This window comes from Spirosoma migulaei, from assembly GCF_054776855.1.
This window is the reverse complement of record NZ_BAAHBG010000033.1, coordinates 441,255-459,039: the sequence shown is the minus strand read 5'-3', so window position 1 is coordinate 459,039 and position 17,785 is coordinate 441,255. Positions and strand designations below refer to the sequence as shown.

Sequence of the window (17,785 nt, the reverse complement as noted above, 5' to 3'; positions counted from 1 at the left end):
CACTCAGCTTGGCTAATTTCTCAAAGGATGTCGCCAGGGCCAAAACGTTATAGCCATAGCGTTTCAGAAACCCATAGCTGTAATCATCGGCTTCGGTTTCCTGCTGGCGACTAAACTTGGCACCCAGCAGACCGTCAGCAATATCGCCTAATTGTGATCGGGATAGCTCCCCTAATTTACCCGATGTTGAACCCACGGCATCTCGTACGGCGGAGCGCCGGAGGGCACTTTTCATACCATCGCGCGTATCATGGTTGACAACATGGCCGATTTCATGTCCCATAACAGCCAGTAACTCATTATCGGTCATGATGTCCATCAGGCCCTTAAAAACACGCACACTGCCGTCGGCTGTTGCAAACGCATTAACATCAGCCACTTTATAGACTTTATAATTGACGGGAATTCCACTAATCGTATGATGGCGGCTAACAATTTTATTTAGTCGTACTGTATAGGGATCATTGGCAGCGGCTACTGGATTTTTAGCATCCATTTCGACAATTGCCTGCCGCGAAAGTTCAGCAACCTGGGCATCAGACAGGGTAGCCGAACCAATAGCTTCCATAAGTGCCTGCATCAATCCCTGATTGGCATTCGTTTGAGCCTGGCTTACTCCAGCAAGCCCAACTACCAAAAATAGTGTGATGATAATACGTTTCATAAGTTGAGTTATTTAGTGAATGCATGTAAATAGTATGCAAAAGGATTTAACTATTGACTCTTTTCTAGACAAAAAGTTTATCAAATGATTAATTTCACCTATCCGATTCGCTCAATTGACTGAAAATATTCAGGCATCCAGCTTCTGAACACCCTGATTTTTCTTCAGATTTGTCTAAGGACAATTCGTTTGGCAATTTTACTTCCCAAAGGAGCCTCGTTCCTTATCCATCCAATAGTCAGGCATACAACATGAAAGAGCAATCACGAAGAAGTTTTGTTAAAAATAGCGTTGCAGCCGGACTAGGTGCCGGATTGCCAGTCATCGACTCAGCCCCTAAAGAAATGTTTGTTCACCACGTATTTTTCTACCTTAAAAACGCTGGCAGTGAAGCGGATAAAGCCAAATTGCTGGAAGGTTTAAACAAACTGGCCAAATGCCCCACCATCAAAATGGTGCATATTGGTACACCCGCTGGCACAACCCGAGCTGTTATTGAGCGGACATACACCTACTCCTGGCTATGCTTTTTCGATAGTCCTGAAGATGAAGAAGCCTATCAGAAACACCCTATCCACGATGACTTCCGGAACAACTATTCCACACTATGGGAGAAAGTAGTCATCTTCGATTCGGTTGGACCAAAGCGGTAAATTGTAGCGTGGACGTCTCGTCCGTGTAGCCGAAGGCTAGCATTAGTTAGCCACAACTTAGCCTTCGGCTACGCGGACGAGACGTCCACGCTACATTTCCGGTACAGCAACCGGCGATGAAGGTTGTGGCGTTTTCCCTCGGGTGAACGAAATAAGGGCTCCGGTCAGTACCAAACCAGCCATGATCAGGTAAGCGTAGTGCATGCCAAGTAGCTGAGCAACGGTTGTTTCTGGCATTACATCATGCGCCAACGCGTAGCGGTTGCGGGTACTGTACCACACGGCGGCTGCTAAGGCAATGCCAACCACGAAGCCCAGATTGCGCATGAAGGCAATCATACTGCTCGCAATTCCCCGTTGCTCAAGGGGTGCCGCATTAAGGGCACTACTACTATTGGGCGACTGAAACAAGCCAAAACCCAGACTAACCATCGAGCTCCGCCAGATTACATCTTTCCAATCCCAACTGACATCCAGGAACGAAAAGGCAAAATACCCACAGGCAGCAATCAACAAACCTGCGCTGGATAACCAGCGGGTGCTAACCCGACTAGACAAATAACCACCCAAGGGGGCCACAACACTGAGGGTTAAAGGTCCTGCCAGCAAGACCAATCCCGCCTGTCCCGGATTCAGGCCTAACAACTGTTGCAAAAAGAACGGAATAACAAACAGGTTACCACCAGAGGCCACAAACCCAAAAAAGGCAGCCAGAATAGCAGATGTATAGGGCCGGATACGGAACAGGCTTAGTCGTAACATCGGTTCGCTAACGCGCATTTCCCAAAAAAGAAAAAGCATCAACAGAACCGCCCCAACGGAAAGCAATCCAACAACAAGTGAGTGATTCCATCCGTATTGGGGCTCAGGGCCAAAATCCAGACCCGTCAGCAAAGTGGTTACACCGATCAGGAATAACCCCGCTCCTACCAGATCGAAACGTTGATTGACTACCTTCGGACTTTCCGGGAGGATGGTCCAGGCCCGCCAGATCGCGATCAACCCAATGGGTACGTTCACAAAAAAGATGCTCGACCAGCCGAATTTACCCAGTAAAAGTCCGCCAATCACCGGCCCTGCACTGGAACCCGCAGCTACTACCGAGCCCATAAGACCCAAGGCCTGTCCTCGCTCCTTCGGCGAAAATGCATCGCCGATGATGGCTGGACCGATAGCGTAAATCATAGAAGCACCCAGTCCCTGTAACACCCGAAATCCCACCAGCGACCAAAGATTCCAGGCCAGACCGCAAAGTAACGAGCCTACTACAAAGACGCAGAAACCAGTAATGTATAGTTGTCGGCGACCCACCCAGTCAGATAATTTACCCATAATGAGCAGCGTACTGGTGGTTGTCAGGAGGTAGCATAACACGATCCATTCCACACTGTCTCCCGCATGCAATTCCCGGCGGATGGTCGGTAACGCAATATTGACAATACTACTATCGAGCGTTGACATGAACGTGCCGAACATAATCGTACCCAGAATAATCCATTTATTGGGTGAAGATGTAGTGGCCGCTGAGACTGGCGATACTGACACGGGCAAATCAAGTTAATTCGGAAACCTAACAGGCAGAACAGGCCGGTTGTTCACACGAATCTCAGCTATAGTTAGCCATTAGGACGGTATAACGTGATCAAATAACTCCTGATTTAGTATCTTACTACGCTTATTCTCTGAGCAACTCAATCATACAACCTGATGAAAACTTCACGACGAACTTTTTTACACAAAACCACCCGAAACGGGCTGGCCCTTCTCTCAACAGGTGGCTTAACTGCCAACACACTTACCAAACTAACTTCCGGCACGGACCATACCGAAAAGCCTGCGAGTACGTCATCCGCTATCAAACCCGATCATGTAGTTCGCTCATTACCCGAAAATATGGTCTGGGGATATTTTGGAGCCGATGTGCCGCCCGTCTATAAAGTGAAAGATGGGGATGTGGTTGAAATTCAGACGGTCAACCCATCGGGTGTGAGCCGGACTAATCCCGAAGAATTTTATACCAAAAATAACCTGCCGCTCGACCAACACGCGCAGGAGGTCATTGCGATTCTGAAGAACGTAAAACCCGAGCCGTCGGGCATTCGGGGACATATGCTCACCGGTCCCGTTTACATCGATGGTGCACAACCCGGCGACAGCCTTGAAATTCGTATCCTCGACCTGACGTTTCCGGCTGGCTTCGGCGTAAACAGTGTGTGGCCTGGAGGGGGCGGCATTCCCGATGACGTTAAGACCCGCGAAACGTTTGTGTATCGCTACGATGCAAAGCGAAAAATGGCCCTGCTTAAAGAAGGCGTCGAAATTCCGCTCAAGCCGTTTATGGGTGTTATGGCCTTATCACCCCCTGCCGACTTGGGCCGACAAAGCTCTATTCCCCCTAATTTTTTCGGTGGCAATCTGGATATTAAGCACTTAATAAAAGGCACAACGCTACACCTTCCGGTTTCTGTACCGGGTGGACTATTCACGACGGGCGATGGGCATGGTGCGCAGGGTAATGGTGAAGTGAGTGGTGTAGCTATCGAAACGGCCATTAACCTTACGGTTAAATTCATTGTCCATAAAGGCAAAACGCTGAAACAACCCCGTGCCGAAACGCCAACCCATTTCATTGCTGTTGGCCTGGATAAAGACCTGAACAAGGCCATGAAAAACGCTCTTTCCGAAGCCTGTGCGTTCATTAAAGATGAACTTGGCTTTACCTTCAACGAAGCGTTATCCATCGCCAGCACGGGTGTCGATTTCGAAGTGAGTCAGGTAGTGGACCAGACACTGGGCGTTCACGCCATGATCCCCAAGTCGATTTTCACGAAGAAGAAATTCGATTATTGGTCGTAATTTTTTCAAGTGAGCTTCTGCATGGGTGGTTCGGCCAATGCGGAAGCTCAACATCAATCCTATGCAACTACTCAAAGGACTTAACCAGATCGTCTATTTTTTGATTGAACTCAGCATGTTAGTGGCCTTTGGCTATGTTGGTTTTCATAGTAGCCAGCATCCTTATGGAAAGTACGTATTGGCTATTGGACTTCCGATAGCCGCGGCTACCTTGTGGGGAATTTTTGCGGCCCCTCGCTCTGCTTACCGGCTGGAGTTTCCGTATCGCACGCTGTTTGCGTTAACACTTTTTGGCCTTGCTTTTCTTTTGTTATACCGAACGGGGTATCCACGTCTGGCAATCACATTAGCAGTTGTTGCGCTAACCAGTGAATTAATTGCTCTTTCATTAAAACAGTAAGCAGAAAATTTATCCTTTATGGTTTCAAGAATTCTTATTTGTTTGGGGTTATTTTTTTACAATACAGCCGCTTTTTCACAGCCTGTAAATGACTATTTTGAGAAGATACGCAACAACCATGCTTTATTAACAGCTTTCTTTTCGCAAATGCCCAAAGGTGGCGATTTACATCACCATTATAATGGATCAATCTATGCCGAAACATTTATTGACTATGCCATAAAAAACGATTTATTTATCAACAAGAAAACACTTAAAGTTTCTGACAAACAACTAGTAGATGGTGATTGGGTTAATTTTTCTACCCTAAAGAAAGAAGGCACCTTACCTGACTATAAACAGAAACTATTTCAGAAATGGTCAGTAAAGGATTATAACTATGTGGATTACCCGTCTGACAAATTATTTTTCGAAACATTTTCAAACTTCGGACTTATCAGCCGAGCCGAAGTCGATAAAGGGCTTCTGGAACTTAAAAATCGGGCAAAGAAAGAAAACGTTAGCTACATAGAAACCATTTTTGTTGGTGTTCCCTGTGCGCTATCAGTAAATGATCTGGTGGGCTCAGTAAGAATATTACGGGATCAGCAGGCAAGGCAGGATACAACTGCCTGTTTGAAGTTATTAGATTCTCTTTATACAACAATTAAGGGAAGAGGTGTGCGTGAGTGCGGCCTAACCTTTAACAATGAAGTACTTAAGCCCTTACACACGAGCTTAAGGATCGATGACGCAAAATTTACGATGCGCTATCAAAGCTACGTTATACGCACCATCGAACCTGTCGACTTATTTAAAAGCATGATTGCCGCCTTTGAATCCGCTGCTACTAGCCCACTAGTAGTTGGCGTAAATATTGCTGCTCCAGAAGATAATGACGTAGCCCTAAACGACTATTGGTTACACATGGTTATGTTTAACTATTGTCACGCTAAATACCCTAACGTAAAAATTACACTACATGCAGGCGAGTTGACGTTGGGCTTAGTAAAACCGGAAGAATTAACCTGGCATATCAATTCGGCAGTTTATTTAGCTGGGGCGAATCGAATTGGTCACGGTGTCGATATAGCCTACGAAGCCAATTGCTATGACCTGCTTCGGTATATGAATCAACATAAAATAGCCGTAGAAATTAATTTATTTAGTAATGAATTTATACTGAAAGTAAAAGAGGATAAACATCCAATTACATTATACAACGAGTTTGGAGTTCCTATCGTTATTTGCACGGATGATGCGGGTATTTTGAGAACAAATCTTACGGATCAATTCGTACTTTTAGCGAAACGATACAAACAAATTTCCTACGCCGATATTAAAAAATTTGTATTTAATAGCATTGACTATAGTTTTATCAAAGAGGAAACAGTACGAAAAGCATTACGAGCAGATTTGACGCAACGATTTAGCAAATTCGAGAAATCCATACCCACTGCCAAGCGGTAGAAATTCCAGCCACTACTTCGCAATCACCTGCACAACATAGGTCCGAATCGTTAGCCCGTTGCCTGTTTGATTTAAGGGCTTTGTGGCAAAAACAACGTTGGCGGTACCGGCCGTTATGCCTTTGATCTGAAAAATTGTTGGCCTGGCATTATCACGTGTAAGCGTGTCAACCGCTGGAGCCAGTTGTTGCCGGGAAACCTCTACAACTTCCTGGTTATCGGACGTACCAATTAACTCCGACGTACCATCTCCACGACCTGGCAATGAAATCTCTTTGATTTCTCCAACAGAAATCCGCAGCTTTTTCTGAGAACCTGAGTTCGACGGGTTAGCTGAACTACAGGCAAGCAGACCAGCTGCCAGCCAGAAAAGCGTCATCTGTTTTGGGATTTTCTTGAACAGAAGGTAGCAGCTTCTGGTAGTCCGGATTGCGGGGGTTGTATACGTAGCCATAGTTGCTATAACCTTCGGGCTATAGCAACAGTTTTAAATCTGTTTGCAAAGGGCCTAAACGCCAAATTGCCTTAAGTGGTGGTCAAGATGTTTATACATGCCAACGCTCCATTGATTGGGTGTTAGTTCACCAAAAAACGAGTGAGGGTGGGTCGTACACGCAGTTGGGCCACCCACTGAAAATAGTTTAATACCTTCCACCAACTTATCTTTTTCGCTTGTAAACTCGCGTTGATCGGCAACAATAAAGCTCTTATCAGTCGGACCATTTTTGTTAAATGGTTTCTCGTTATAAAAATTTGGCTTTATCAGAGGCCCTAGAATCCGGCCTATGAACATTCTTGGTGGAGACGTTCGCCCGAGTGCTACATCTAAAGCAGCCGTACAATGCGCCAGCATTTGGGCAACGTCCATTTTGCCCCACTGCCGTTTTGATGTCGGCTGCAGCTTATCGATCCGACTCAGCACCTCGGCTAAGGCATCTGGTGTGTATAGGCTTTTCATCGTATCTGTTACGGTGATTCAGGTGTGGTTACTAGTCCTTTTTCTTACCTAATTTAAGCGATGTTTTTCCACCTGTGATTCGCCCGTTTTCATATTGGTAGCTCGAATTAACCCGCTTCTCCTCTATTTTCTTGACCAGATCAGGGTTAGGCTGTCCGCTCTGGATTTGATTGGGAGCCGGGGCGGGTTGTATACCATATTGACTCGGCTGCTGGTACTTCGACAACGTATTTGCTTTGGGAGCTTTTACCTTCGTGCTATCAATTGACTGAGCAGTAACCACTACTGACACACAGGACATCAGGATTAAAAGTATATATTTCATTGCCGTACGATTTAGTAGCAATAAAAATAAGGTAAATTAATAGGATAGCCTACGGATTTTGTACGGGTTCGCCCCCCTTTAGGGTCGCCTGTTTATAGCAAAGAAGAGCGCCTATAAACAGGCGACCCTAAAGGGGTGAACGGTATCATTTACATACCTTTTAACCTATGCTCAATGCATTCTATTTCGCCTTTCTACGGTAAAAAACAAAGCCGTTTTCTTCGCCTGTTTTCTTCACATCAGGTAGCGAATCGAGCAGGGTTGGCTGCTCGGAAGAATGGCGAATGAAGAGCACATCTTTGTCGATCCGTCCCCGCAAAAGCCACTCATCATTGTAGTAATTGGGGTTGGTAACAGGAGGTTTGAGCGTGTAGAAATAAGGCCCGTAGCTATGGTAACCATAGGTTTTTACGTATACATTTTGCCCCTGCGCCCGTTCAAAAAAGCGCATGGCTGCATCCTGCGAAATTCCTTCAATCCGGCCAATGAAAAACCAGAGTGTCAGGGTTATGAACACCGCCATACCAATGAACAGCATCAGCGAAGCACGTGCCATTTCCCGGTTGTTATACCAGATTAAGGCCAACGCCAGAACAATAATCAACCATACGCCCGGCAACGCTTCCCAACCCGTCCAGTCAATTTTGGCATCCAGATTACCCTGTGTAAACGCATCCTGATCGGCCGCTGCCTTTACGATATCCATCCGGTGTGCTAGATAAGGTATGCCAACAATAACGGCCACGTAAATGCCGCCAATCACCAGCAAACCAGCTCGCATCCAGTTGTTAAACTGAATTTTCCGATCCTCCAGTTGCAGAAGCGTGAGCGCGGCAAAGTACGTGAGTGGGAAATAGCACAGCGAAGAGTAATGCACAATTTTCGACTGCACAATGCTGAACAGAACCAACACGACCCAGAACAGAATTAGCATCCACCGGCGAAACTCGCGCTGATAATTACGCTCGATAAACAGCGTTCCAAACGCCCGGATAGCGAAGATCGATGCGGGGAAACAACCTACCAGTAAAATAATAATATGATAGCCCGGAAAACCAACATGGCCTGCATCGGGAGTACTGAACAACCGGATGCTATACGCCACAAATTCGCGTACCAGTGTTGGACCGTGCAGGTAAATATCGAGTCCATACCACAATAGTGACCCTGCCGAAGCGGCTGCCGTAAATGCCAGAAATTGCAGCGGTGTAATGAACCACCGGAAACGGTTCAGCATCCAATACGTAAGAAGCACTAGTCCTACGATAAGATAAGCAACCGGCCCTTTAGTTAGGATAGCCAGACCGAGTACTGTGCCCCCCAGAAGAATATATGTCCAGTCGCTTTTGGGTACGGTCATAGCACCGCCCAAGCGTTCGCGTTTCCAGGACGCAAAAATTACGTTGACCAGGCTGATGAAAATGAATAGATTGAAAAAAGGGTCGATTATGCCCGATCGGAAATAAAGATGAGGAAGTACAGATCCCAGATACGCCAGCGACCATAGCAGCCCGAAACGATGCCCATGCAGTTTCTTTCCGATATGATAGAGATACACCAGCGTAATGATACCACAAATGGCATTCGGCAAGCGGGCCGAAAACTCATTGATGCCGAAGAGGTTCATCATCATAGACTGGAGCCAGAAAAACAAGGGTGGCTTCTCGTAAAACGGCTTAAAATCAATATGAACATGCAAGTAGTCGCCCATCGCAATCATCTCGCGGGCACATTCGGCGAAATTGATCTCGTCCCAGTCAAATAATCGAACACCCCCCAAAAACGGGATGAAGAATAAGATCCCCAAACCAGTCAGTACCAGCGAATAGAAAAGTTTTTGATTCATTAATGAACGTATTGATGTCAAAAAACAACGATCCCGAAAGGAAAAGGCGCGTAAAAATAGCCGAAAAAAGATTGCCGGGATTGACGATATTCGCGCCGACAAGTTAAAATAGGTAGTCAAGTTGTGGTTTTCGGTTTACGGTATTCAGTTTATGCGATGACTCGTGTGTCCACAGGGACGTCAAGACAAGGGCCATACTGTAACCCGAATGCCATATCCCGAAAACAGACTACCATAATCCGACTACTGTAAACCTGAAACGTATGCTCGCCAACCACCGATTTACCGACTTACCGGCTTATGCCCACCTGCAAGCTCACTACGATGGCCTGAAAGATCGCCATCTGCGCGACCTGTTTGCCGAAGATCCGGAGCGGTTTACAACCTTCACGCGCCAGTTTGAGGAAATTCTGCTCGATTTTTCAAAAAACCGCATTACTGCCGAAACGCTTAGTCTGCTTGTTCAACTAGCGGAACAGGCTGAGCTAAAAAAAGCCATCGGCAAGATGTTTTCGGGCGACAAAATCAATCGGACAGAAGACCGGGCCGTGCTGCACATTGCTCTGCGCAATCGCTCCAATACACCGATTCTGGTAGATGGTCAGGATGTTATGCCTGATGTAAACGCGGTACTGGATCACATGAAATCATTCACCGAGCGGATACGGTCGGGCGAGTGGAAAGGCTACACCGGCGAAGCCATTACCGACGTCGTGAACATCGGCATTGGTGGCTCCGATCTGGGCCCCGTTATGGTAACCGAAGCCCTGAAGCCTTACGCCGATGATAAAAAATTACGGGTGCATTTCGTGTCGAACGTAGATGGTGTTCATATTTACGAAACCCTGCAAACCGTCCGGCCCGAAACGACGCTGTTCCTGATTGCATCGAAAACCTTCACCACGCAGGAAACCATGACCAACGCCCAAACGGCACGGCAGTGGTTTCTGGATGCCGCAAAAGACGAAGCCGCCATCGCGAAACACTTCGCAGCGCTTTCCACCAACCAGAAAGACGTTGAGAAATTCGGCATTGATCCCGATAATATGTTCGGCTTCTGGGATTGGGTTGGTGGCCGGTATTCGCTCTGGTCGGCCATTGGGCTCTCCATTGCGCTCTATATTGGCTTCGATAAATTTGAAGAATTGCTGGAGGGTGCCCATGCCATGGACCTCCATTTCCATGATACGCCACTTGATCAGAACCTTCCCGTGATTCTCGGTCTGGTGGGTATCTGGTACAATAACTTCTTTGGGGCGCAAACCGAGGCTATCCTTCCCTACGACCAATACATGCATCGCTTTGCTGCGTACTTCCAGCAGGGCGATATGGAAAGTAACGGCAAATCGGTTGATCGGGCGGGCCATCCCATCGACTACCAAACCGGCCCGATTATCTGGGGCGAACCCGGCACCAATGGTCAGCATGCGTTTTACCAGCTAATTCATCAGGGCACCAAATTGATTCCCTGCGATTTTCTGGCTCCTGCCATTAGCCAGCGGCCTATCGGCGAGCACCACAAAATTTTAATGGCTAATTATTTCGCACAAACGGAAGCATTGATGAACGGCAAAACAGAAATTGAAGCGGCCGAGGAATTACGTAAAACAGGCAAGACCGAAGACGAGATTAGAGCGCTGACACCCTTCAAGATGTTTTCAGGAAATCGCCCTACGAATTCCATTCTCTTTAAGAAGCTGACACCTCGCACGCTTGGTAGCCTGATTGCCATGTACGAGCACAAAATCTTCACTCAGGGCGTAATCTGGGACATTTTCAGCTTCGATCAATGGGGTGTTGAACTGGGTAAACAATTAGCTAGCCGCATTCTGCCCGAGTTGCAGGATGATGCCCCCGTTAGCACGCACGACAGCTCGACAAACGGACTTATGAATGCATTCAAAACTATGCGAACGCAGTAGCTTACTGAATACAGAGCCAAAGAGAACACAGAGCTATTGAAGCCTATTTTTTCTATGTTCCCGGCGACGCTCTATTCATTAAAATAAAAATAATTAAAAACATTGGCTGGCAACGGCCTGTTAATGGGGTGTAATCTAGATTACGCCCTATTTTCATTTATACACTCAACGAGAGAACAAGTTATGAAAAAGCAATTCTCACTTCTGGCAGCTTGCCTATGTGGTATTGGCCTTGCGAATGCCCAGACCACAACTCCTACGTATTCGACAACGAGTACACCAACGAATTCATCCTACTCGTCATCAATGACAACGGACAGCACGGGCTCGATGAATAACAGCAATTCAATGAATAGCAATTCCTCAACAACCAATGGAACCTATTCAACGAACACCATGGCTACTGATGGTACCACAACCACTACATCAACCGAAACGTACTCAACTGACCGTCCGGCTCGTACCAAGGCAGGCGATTACAAAAACTTTGTGTTCGGTATCTATGCGGGCTTAAACAGCACCAAATTCAAAGGTGAAAGCGTTAATACCGGTGGCGATATTTCAGGACGGATAGGCTATCAGGCTGGTTTTTTCGTGCGCGGTGGTGGCCGGTTGTTTGGCCAAATTGGCGGTGAATATTTTGCGTCGAGCTCAAACTACTTTACAAGAGGAGACGGTCAGTCGGCAGCTAGTATTCAGGACCAGATCAACATTCAGTACGTTCAAATCCCTCTGTATATTGGCTACAAGTTACTACAATCGGATCGGGGATTATCTGCCATTCGGTTGCAGGCTGGTTTGGAGTATGCCAATCGTATCAGCTCCAGCAGCGGTAAGTTTAACCTGACTAATGCTGAGATTAAAAGTGGTACATTCAATGCATTGGCTCAGTTAGGATTTGATATTGGTCCACTGCTCATTGACCTGACTTACCACCATGGTCTCAGCGATTCTATTAAGAATCCAACTAACGGAAGCACGACAACAACGGGCTTTGCAGGTTCGCAACGACGGATTCTGAGCGCCAGTGTTGGTTTTAAATTCTAACACTGTTTTGTCACGCTATTTGGGAAGCCGCTCTTTCAACAGGGGCGGCTTTTCTTATGATTATTGCCTTTTAAGGTGACTTATTAAACATGATTACCCAAACATTCCTTTGCATAGAACGGTTTTAAGACTGAATCTATGCATTCATTTACTCAACTCAACAGGTTATGAAAACATTAACTAAAACAGCTCTGCTCCTGGCAGGGGTTTGCAGTACAGGTATCGTATTAGGGCAACAGAATTCGTACAATGACCGGTACGATTACAACCGAAACGATAACCGCGATCAACGACGTTACGAACGGCAGGATGAACGACGATTCAATAACACGATTGACGAACGGCGCGAATACAATCGCCGAAATGAAGAATACCCCCGCTATGACAATCGCTACCAAGGACGTATTGGCGATAATCGCCAGTTCGATGAGCGGGATCTAAGCAAGGCGTATGATGAAGGGTTTGAAGATGGACAGCGGAGCCAGGAGGTATCTGAGCGGCAGGAGCATCGCGAAAATTATAAGCACTTTACATTTGGCATTTATGGAGGTGCTAACTCAACCCGATTTGAGGGTGAAACCGTAGACGGCCAAAACTTGACCGGCCGATTAGGTTATCAGTTAGGCTTCCTGGTACGAGGTGGTGGCCGAATTTACGGTCAGGTTGGCGCGGAATATCTGGCATCCAGTTCGCAATTCTTTAAACCAGGCGATGGTCAGGTAAATGGTGTTAGTGATATTACGGCTAACATTGACCAGCGGTATTTGCACATTCCAGCTTATGTTGGTGTAAAACTGGCCCAGTCTGACCGGGGTGTGTCGGCAGTTCGGCTGGCGCTTGGTGCTGAATACGCTACACCGTTGGGTACGGATAAAAATGATTTTAACTTAGGCAACGCCGATTTTCAGGCGGCAACCATCAATGGTCTGGTCAACCTTGGCTTTGATGCGGGCCCAATTATGCTGGATTTTGTGTACCACTATGGTTTTGCCGATGTGCTGGCTAGTGGTAATAGCAAACGCCGGATTCTGGGCGTGAACCTAGGGTTTAAGTTTTAAGTTAGTTGGTAAGTCGATAAGTCAGCCACTTACTGACTTATCGACTTACCAACTAACCTATGAATACCCTCTTCCCTATTTTCGTTAAAGCCGAAAACCTGCATATGCTTATTGTGGGTGGTGGTTATGTTGGTCTGGAAAAACTCACGGCGCTGCTGGGTAATTCGCCAGAGACGCGGGTTACGCTTGTAGCCCCTGAGATACGGGACGAAATTTGGGAGATGGCTCGCCAGAGTCCAAAAGTGCAACTGATCCAGGAGCCCTACCACGAGATCTATTTATCAGACATTGATTTAGTCATTGCCGGAACTAACGACAAAGCAGTTAATAAGCAGGTACAGGCTGATTGCAAAATCCGGCGAATTCTGGTTAATGTAGCCGACACGCCCGATTTATGCGATTTCTACCTGAGTTCAGTTGTCAAAAAAGGCGACTTAAAAATTGCCATTTCAACCAACGGCAAATCACCGACCTTCGCCAAACGATTCCGAGAAGTTCTGGAAGAGATTCTACCCGATAGCTTACAGGAAACACTAGATAACCTGACAGCCATCCGCAACCAGCTCAAAGGTGATTTTGTCCAGAAAATGGAGAAACTAAACGAGATCACCAGGGTGTTGCGCTGAGTACGAACCTCAACACATATGCATATTCTCGCGATCTCCGGTAGCCTTCGGGCAGCCTCTACCAATACATCGATTTTACGGGCTGTTGCCGAACTAGCTCCCCCAACCGTAACCGTCACTTTGTACAACGGGCTCGATAATCTCCCCCATTTCAGCCCTGAGCGCGACATTGATCCGGCACCTGAAGCGGTAGCGACTCTACGCAACCAACTTCGGGAAGCCGATGCCGTGATTATCTGCACACCCGAATACATACACGGTATGCCCGGTGTTCTGAAAAACATGCTCGACTGGATTGCCTCGTCAGGTGAGTTCGTGTACAAACCCGTTGGTGTAATTAGTGCTGGCCCATCAGACACAGGTGGCTCTCGGGCACACGTAGCACTCGTTCACACAATGGACGTGTTAACCGCGAACTTACCCGAAAAAGCATCACTCAGCATACCGTTTGTACGGACGAAGTTAGATGTAACTGGGCAGGTAACAGACCCGATTCTGACTCAGGAATTGCGCGATGTGATTGATACATTGATTGAAGCAGTCCAAAACCGAAGTACGATCGCCTAAAAACACGCCTACAACGCCAGCTCAACTGAGGGGTCCCAAAAAAGCGTTTTAAAGTCAACGACCTTATCATTCTCCACCCGAACCCCCTCCGCTTCCAGTAATTGCTGCATACCATTCGGTTCTCCAAAAAAATGTTTGCCTGATAACACGCCAACGCTGTTGACCACCCGATGAGCGGGAACGTCGGGCCTGTTATGACACCCGTTCATAGCCCACCCCACCATCCGGGCACCCGCACGCAGGCTTAGGTAACGGGCAATTGTGCCATAGTTTGTCACTCGTCCTTTTGGTATTAAGCGGACAACGTCATAGACCTCCTCAAAATAATCGCGCTGTTCAGGCATTGCGGTGAACGAATAGAATCAAGAACTAGCTTATTTAGCTTCGTTTTTCTCGTCAATTGCCTGCGACAATCGGTCATACCACTCTTCCCCGTAGGCCCGAATGAGAGCTTCCCGGACAAATTTATAGATGGGCACGTTCAATTGTTCACCGAAACTACAGGCAGGGCTACAGATAGGCCAACGGTCGTAATTCAATGCATGGAATGATTCGTATTTAGTAACCCGAATGGGGTACAAATGGCAGGAGATGGGTTTTTTCCAATCAACTTTACCATCGTTATAGGCTTCTTCAATACCGCATTTTAGAATGCCCTTGTCGTTCCAGGTTGCATAAACACACTCCCGCCCACCAACGGTGTTTGTAACAAAGCCACCATGTTCATCGGGCTCGTAGCCGCCTTTCTGCTCGATGACCCGAATACCTTCGGGTGAGAGGTAGGGCTTTATATCGTCGTAAATCCGGTCAAGAATGGCGGGTTCATCACCTTCCAGCGGGGCCCCCATGTCGCCCTCAACACAACAGGCTCCTTTGCATTTATCAAGGTTGCAGACGAAGAACTTTTCAGCAACGTCGTCGCTGATGCAGGTGGTATCAATCAGAATCATAGCATGTAAATGTAAAATGGAGAATGTAAGATGAATAACGTAAGACCCATTTCCGGCGGGCGGTTTTACACTTTACATTTTCCATTTTACATTATTCATTAGTTTTTTTTAGAATCTTAATTTTCTGCCCCACTTTAACGCCAACATCTGGCAGGTTATTCCAGGCCTGTATCTGCTCGATGGTTACGCCATAGATTTGGGTAATCCGAAACATTGTTTCGCCCTTTGCCACGGTATGATAGGTTACCGCCGACGGGGAAGTCAATGCAGGTACTGCTTTAACCGAAGGTGATGGCTGAACAACCCGGCCTCCGGGGGTGAGTTTTACGGCAAGTTGCTGGCCAACTTCAAGCTTATCATTCGACGTCAGGTTGTTGAGCGATAATAACTCATCAACACTTAATCCATATAGTTTTGAGATGCTGTAATACGTTTGCCCGGCTTCTACGGTATGTGTCGTGGCGGAACGGTTCGCGACCGACGTAGTTGGAGAAACAGGCTTGGGTTCCGACATTGTCGTAGCGGGTGCCGTTGGCCGGGAATCTACCTTAGCAGCCGGGCGAGGGGGTGCTTTCGTTGGTGGAACTGCGCCCGGAACGGTCAATGAACCATCAGCCTGTTGCTCACGTGGCCCCTCGTACTTGCCCGTTTCAGGTCGTCCCATATCAATATCGGTAGCGGGAGTCGGTTTAGGACGTTGGGTAGTAGCATAGGTGTCGGGCGCATTTGTTTTTGGTGAAGTCGAACCAGCGGTTTTATCCGGTTCAGGCATGGTAGCCACCGGTACTGTTTTCGTTGGTTGCGAGCCATCCGGCGTACGTACGATCACGACGCGCTGCGACCCATCATTAGTACCTGTAGGCGTACTGGCAGCCGGTACTGACCGACTGTTTGTGGGCTGGCTATTTGTTGGCTGCGAAACCGGACGCGCTGGTGGAGCCGTTGCGGGTTCAGACGTGCCATCGTTCGGGGTTACGCCACCACCTACCAGCTTCGGCTGGTACAGTTTCCGTTCTGATGGGTTACGGGGTACACCATCGCTGCCGTTTACCGGGCGAGGGACTCCACCGGTTGAAGATGGCGTATTCGCGGCCACATCCGCCCGGCTAGGTGTTGGTGTCTGATCGTAAACAGGCGGAGTTGGCGCATTTATGATTTCGACCGGTTTATTACTGGGTCGGCGTTCGCGCAGCCACATTACCCGACCCGTGGCCAATTTCTGGACTCGATCCAGGCGGTTATAGCGCATCAATTTCTTCAGCCGGATGCCGTAGCGCTGCGATATACTCCGGGCCGTTTCATCGTCACGAACGGTGTGAAAAGGTACCAGCGCTTTTTTGCGTTTCTTGGCCAGATAATACACATCATTGACAATTACCACATCCCGATCGCTCATATCATTGTAGCGCAAAAAACTAGACAGGCTGATCTTTGCTTTTCGGGAGAGCGATGCTGCATTATCGCCAGCCTGCGCCTGAATACCCGGCAAGCCATTGATCTCGAACAAGATGGGATCGTTTTTGCTACTCAAGCCCGTTGTAACTCGTCGTAAAACCGGAAAACCCACGTCGTTCTGAACAAAATCGGGGGTCTTTTTAGCACCAACATTCACGATTTTCTGACGCACATCGTTGATTTGGTTGCTCACGACTGGAACCGCCATTACATAAGCTTTGTCGGTTGGTACAGCATCGCCGAGTACCCAGCGGTTGTACTTCCGAAGCTCAAACTCATCGACGCTTAACTCGTCGGCAATGGCCTTCATGGTTTTACCTCCCCCATTTGGATACTCGATCAACGCAAATCGATTGCTGGTCTGGTGGGTTTGTAAGGCATTTTCGATCGCAATCTTATGGGCAAAGAACCGCAGAATATAGCGATCTGTCCGACCATCCAGGGCAACTTCACGAGCATACGACCAATCGGGCGGAATTAATTTAGCAATACCCCCTGCGCCCAGGTAATAGGAATAGAGGGAGGCTACCCAGTTATTAAATTGTGAGTTACTTCGTTTCAGGTATTTAGCTGCGCCATGGGTAGAACCTGTAATACTCTTCCGCTCGTCTACTGTGTCATCTACTCGCATACCATTATCCATGGCCGTCTCGCGTTTGAACTGCCAGTATCCCACAGCCGTCGACGACGATACTGCATCGGGTGTCAGTGAGCTTTCCTGAACGGCGAGGTATTTAAAATCGGTGGGTACATCTTCATCGATCAGGATGGCTTCGATCATCGGAAAATAGAGGACCACCCTATCAAGTTTGGCCGTCCAGTATTGCCGGTTTGCCATCAGTGCATTCACATCCTGCTGCACAATACGTCGGGCATCGGGGTCCAACTGCACCGAAATATCAGCAAACGTTAGTTGTTCCGGCACCGTTGGTACGCTTACTTGCGCCGATGCCATGAAGCCTGTCAACAGGAAAAGTAGGGATAGGACACGCATTCGTTTTTTCATAAAT

The 17,785-nt window shown here is 47.6% G+C and carries 18 protein-coding genes; 9 read left to right on the top strand and 9 right to left on the bottom strand.

All coding sequences use genetic code 11. The annotated features are described in order from the left end of the window. Positions 1-664 (bottom strand): M48 family metallopeptidase (locus tag ACYVGO_RS31735; protein WP_460972753.1); only part of this gene is annotated, 664 nt, incomplete at its 3' end. Between the two features lie 251 nt (positions 665-915). Between ACYVGO_RS31735 and ACYVGO_RS31730 the strand changes: the two genes are divergently transcribed. Beyond that, positions 916-1,317, top strand: coding sequence for a Dabb family protein (locus tag ACYVGO_RS31730; protein WP_142774483.1), 402 nt, complete (start codon positions 916-918; stop codon positions 1,315-1,317). Positions 1,318-1,407: 90 nt separating this feature from the next. Here ACYVGO_RS31730 and ACYVGO_RS31725 read toward each other — a convergent pair whose 3' ends face one another. Next, positions 1,408-2,862 carry an MFS transporter gene (locus tag ACYVGO_RS31725; protein ID WP_460972752.1) on the bottom strand — a complete coding sequence of 485 codons (1,455 nt, stop codon included), beginning with the start codon at positions 2,860-2,862 and terminating at the stop codon, positions 1,408-1,410. A gap of 162 nt (positions 2,863-3,024) precedes the next feature. Here ACYVGO_RS31725 and ACYVGO_RS31720 point away from each other — a divergent pair, with 162 nt between their 5' ends. The 3 genes from ACYVGO_RS31720 to ACYVGO_RS31710 all read left to right on the top strand — a co-directional run bounded on the left by ACYVGO_RS31720 (position 3,025) and on the right by ACYVGO_RS31710 (position 6,022). After that, entirely contained in the window at positions 3,025-4,173 is a 1,149-nt protein-coding gene (locus ACYVGO_RS31720; RefSeq protein ID WP_142774484.1) for an acetamidase/formamidase family protein, read from the top strand. A 61-nt stretch (positions 4,174-4,234) separates the two neighbouring features. Further along, positions 4,235-4,573 carry a YrdB family protein gene (locus ACYVGO_RS31715; RefSeq protein WP_460972751.1) on the top strand — a complete coding sequence of 113 codons (339 nt, stop codon included), beginning with the start codon at positions 4,235-4,237 and terminating at the stop codon, positions 4,571-4,573. A gap of 18 nt (positions 4,574-4,591) precedes the next feature. Next, the gene (locus ACYVGO_RS31710; protein ID WP_460972749.1) at positions 4,592-6,022 is read left to right on the top strand and encodes an adenosine deaminase; all 1,431 of its coding nucleotides are present in this window, start codon (positions 4,592-4,594) and stop codon (positions 6,020-6,022) included. Between the two features lie 12 nt (positions 6,023-6,034). Here ACYVGO_RS31710 and ACYVGO_RS31705 read toward each other — a convergent pair whose 3' ends face one another. The 4 genes from ACYVGO_RS31705 to ACYVGO_RS31690 form a co-directional block, all read right to left on the bottom strand. Next, entirely contained in the window at positions 6,035-6,400 is a 366-nt protein-coding gene (locus ACYVGO_RS31705; RefSeq protein ID WP_460972747.1) for a hypothetical protein, read from the bottom strand. 129 nt (positions 6,401-6,529) lie between these two features. Further along, positions 6,530-6,979, bottom strand: coding sequence for a DUF1569 domain-containing protein (locus ACYVGO_RS31700; RefSeq protein ID WP_142774487.1), 450 nt, complete (start codon positions 6,977-6,979; stop codon positions 6,530-6,532). A gap of 31 nt (positions 6,980-7,010) precedes the next feature. Beyond that, complete coding sequence (locus ACYVGO_RS31695; RefSeq protein WP_460972746.1) at positions 7,011-7,304, bottom strand: hypothetical protein; 294 nt, start codon at positions 7,302-7,304, stop codon at positions 7,011-7,013. Positions 7,305-7,485: 181 nt separating this feature from the next. Continuing rightward, on the bottom strand, positions 7,486-9,150 hold the full coding sequence (locus ACYVGO_RS31690) for an ArnT family glycosyltransferase (protein ID WP_142774489.1): 1,665 nt from the start codon (positions 9,148-9,150) through the stop codon (positions 7,486-7,488). A 263-nt stretch (positions 9,151-9,413) separates the two neighbouring features. Here ACYVGO_RS31690 and pgi point away from each other — a divergent pair, with 263 nt between their 5' ends. The 5 genes from pgi to ACYVGO_RS31665 all read left to right on the top strand — a co-directional run bounded on the left by pgi (position 9,414) and on the right by ACYVGO_RS31665 (position 14,370). Further along, complete coding sequence (gene pgi, locus ACYVGO_RS31685) at positions 9,414-11,072, top strand: glucose-6-phosphate isomerase (RefSeq protein WP_460972745.1); 1,659 nt, start codon at positions 9,414-9,416, stop codon at positions 11,070-11,072. Positions 11,073-11,255: 183 nt separating this feature from the next. Beyond that, complete coding sequence (locus tag ACYVGO_RS31680; protein WP_142774491.1) at positions 11,256-12,119, top strand: porin family protein; 864 nt, start codon at positions 11,256-11,258, stop codon at positions 12,117-12,119. A gap of 167 nt (positions 12,120-12,286) precedes the next feature. Then, a complete protein-coding gene (locus tag ACYVGO_RS31675; protein WP_142774492.1) occupies positions 12,287-13,177 on the top strand; it encodes a hypothetical protein in 891 nt (296 codons plus the stop codon). A 59-nt stretch (positions 13,178-13,236) separates the two neighbouring features. Continuing rightward, positions 13,237-13,803, top strand: coding sequence for a precorrin-2 dehydrogenase/sirohydrochlorin ferrochelatase family protein (locus ACYVGO_RS31670; protein ID WP_142774493.1), 567 nt, complete (start codon positions 13,237-13,239; stop codon positions 13,801-13,803). Positions 13,804-13,821: 18 nt separating this feature from the next. Beyond that, a complete protein-coding gene (locus tag ACYVGO_RS31665; protein WP_460972744.1) occupies positions 13,822-14,370 on the top strand; it encodes an NADPH-dependent FMN reductase in 549 nt (182 codons plus the stop codon). 8 nt (positions 14,371-14,378) lie between these two features. On the opposite strand, the gene ACYVGO_RS31660 is transcribed toward ACYVGO_RS31665, so the two are convergent. The 3 genes from ACYVGO_RS31660 to ACYVGO_RS31650 all read right to left on the bottom strand — a co-directional run bounded on the left by ACYVGO_RS31660 (position 14,379) and on the right by ACYVGO_RS31650 (position 17,781). Beyond that, positions 14,379-14,714, bottom strand: coding sequence for an MGMT family protein (locus ACYVGO_RS31660; RefSeq protein WP_460972743.1), 336 nt, complete (start codon positions 14,712-14,714; stop codon positions 14,379-14,381). 30 nt (positions 14,715-14,744) lie between these two features. Further along, entirely contained in the window at positions 14,745-15,320 is a 576-nt protein-coding gene (locus ACYVGO_RS31655) for a DUF3109 family protein (protein ID WP_142774496.1), read from the bottom strand. A 91-nt stretch (positions 15,321-15,411) separates the two neighbouring features. Beyond that, positions 15,412-17,781 carry a lytic transglycosylase domain-containing protein gene (locus tag ACYVGO_RS31650; RefSeq protein WP_460972742.1) on the bottom strand — a complete coding sequence of 790 codons (2,370 nt, stop codon included), beginning with the start codon at positions 17,779-17,781 and terminating at the stop codon, positions 15,412-15,414. Positions 17,782-17,785: the final 4 nt, after the last annotated feature.

What these genes read in the sequence shown, in the direction of transcription:
- pgi (WP_460972745.1), top strand. Translation starts at nt 9,414, where the DNA reads ATGCTCGCCAACCACCGATTTACCGACTTACCGGCTTATGCCCACCTG.
- ACYVGO_RS31670 (WP_142774493.1), top strand. Translation starts at nt 13,237, where the DNA reads ATGAATACCCTCTTCCCTATTTTCGTTAAAGCCGAAAACCTGCATATG.
- ACYVGO_RS31705 (WP_460972747.1), bottom strand. Translation starts at nt 6,400, where the DNA reads ATGACGCTTTTCTGGCTGGCAGCTGGTCTGCTTGCCTGTAGTTCAGCT.
- ACYVGO_RS31665 (WP_460972744.1), top strand. Translation starts at nt 13,822, where the DNA reads ATGCATATTCTCGCGATCTCCGGTAGCCTTCGGGCAGCCTCTACCAAT.
- ACYVGO_RS31690 (WP_142774489.1), bottom strand. Translation starts at nt 9,150, where the DNA reads ATGAATCAAAAACTTTTCTATTCGCTGGTACTGACTGGTTTGGGGATC.
- ACYVGO_RS31680 (WP_142774491.1), top strand. Translation starts at nt 11,256, where the DNA reads ATGAAAAAGCAATTCTCACTTCTGGCAGCTTGCCTATGTGGTATTGGC.
- ACYVGO_RS31695 (WP_460972746.1), bottom strand. Translation starts at nt 7,304, where the DNA reads ATGAAATATATACTTTTAATCCTGATGTCCTGTGTGTCAGTAGTGGTT.
- ACYVGO_RS31675 (WP_142774492.1), top strand. Translation starts at nt 12,287, where the DNA reads ATGAAAACATTAACTAAAACAGCTCTGCTCCTGGCAGGGGTTTGCAGT.
- ACYVGO_RS31715 (WP_460972751.1), top strand. Translation starts at nt 4,235, where the DNA reads ATGCAACTACTCAAAGGACTTAACCAGATCGTCTATTTTTTGATTGAA.
- ACYVGO_RS31720 (WP_142774484.1), top strand. Translation starts at nt 3,025, where the DNA reads ATGAAAACTTCACGACGAACTTTTTTACACAAAACCACCCGAAACGGG.
- ACYVGO_RS31660 (WP_460972743.1), bottom strand. Translation starts at nt 14,714, where the DNA reads ATGCCTGAACAGCGCGATTATTTTGAGGAGGTCTATGACGTTGTCCGC.
- ACYVGO_RS31655 (WP_142774496.1), bottom strand. Translation starts at nt 15,320, where the DNA reads ATGATTCTGATTGATACCACCTGCATCAGCGACGACGTTGCTGAAAAG.
- ACYVGO_RS31710 (WP_460972749.1), top strand. Translation starts at nt 4,592, where the DNA reads ATGGTTTCAAGAATTCTTATTTGTTTGGGGTTATTTTTTTACAATACA.
- ACYVGO_RS31700 (WP_142774487.1), bottom strand. Translation starts at nt 6,979, where the DNA reads ATGAAAAGCCTATACACACCAGATGCCTTAGCCGAGGTGCTGAGTCGG.
- ACYVGO_RS31650 (WP_460972742.1), bottom strand. Translation starts at nt 17,781, where the DNA reads ATGAAAAAACGAATGCGTGTCCTATCCCTACTTTTCCTGTTGACAGGC.
- ACYVGO_RS31730 (WP_142774483.1), top strand. Translation starts at nt 916, where the DNA reads ATGAAAGAGCAATCACGAAGAAGTTTTGTTAAAAATAGCGTTGCAGCC.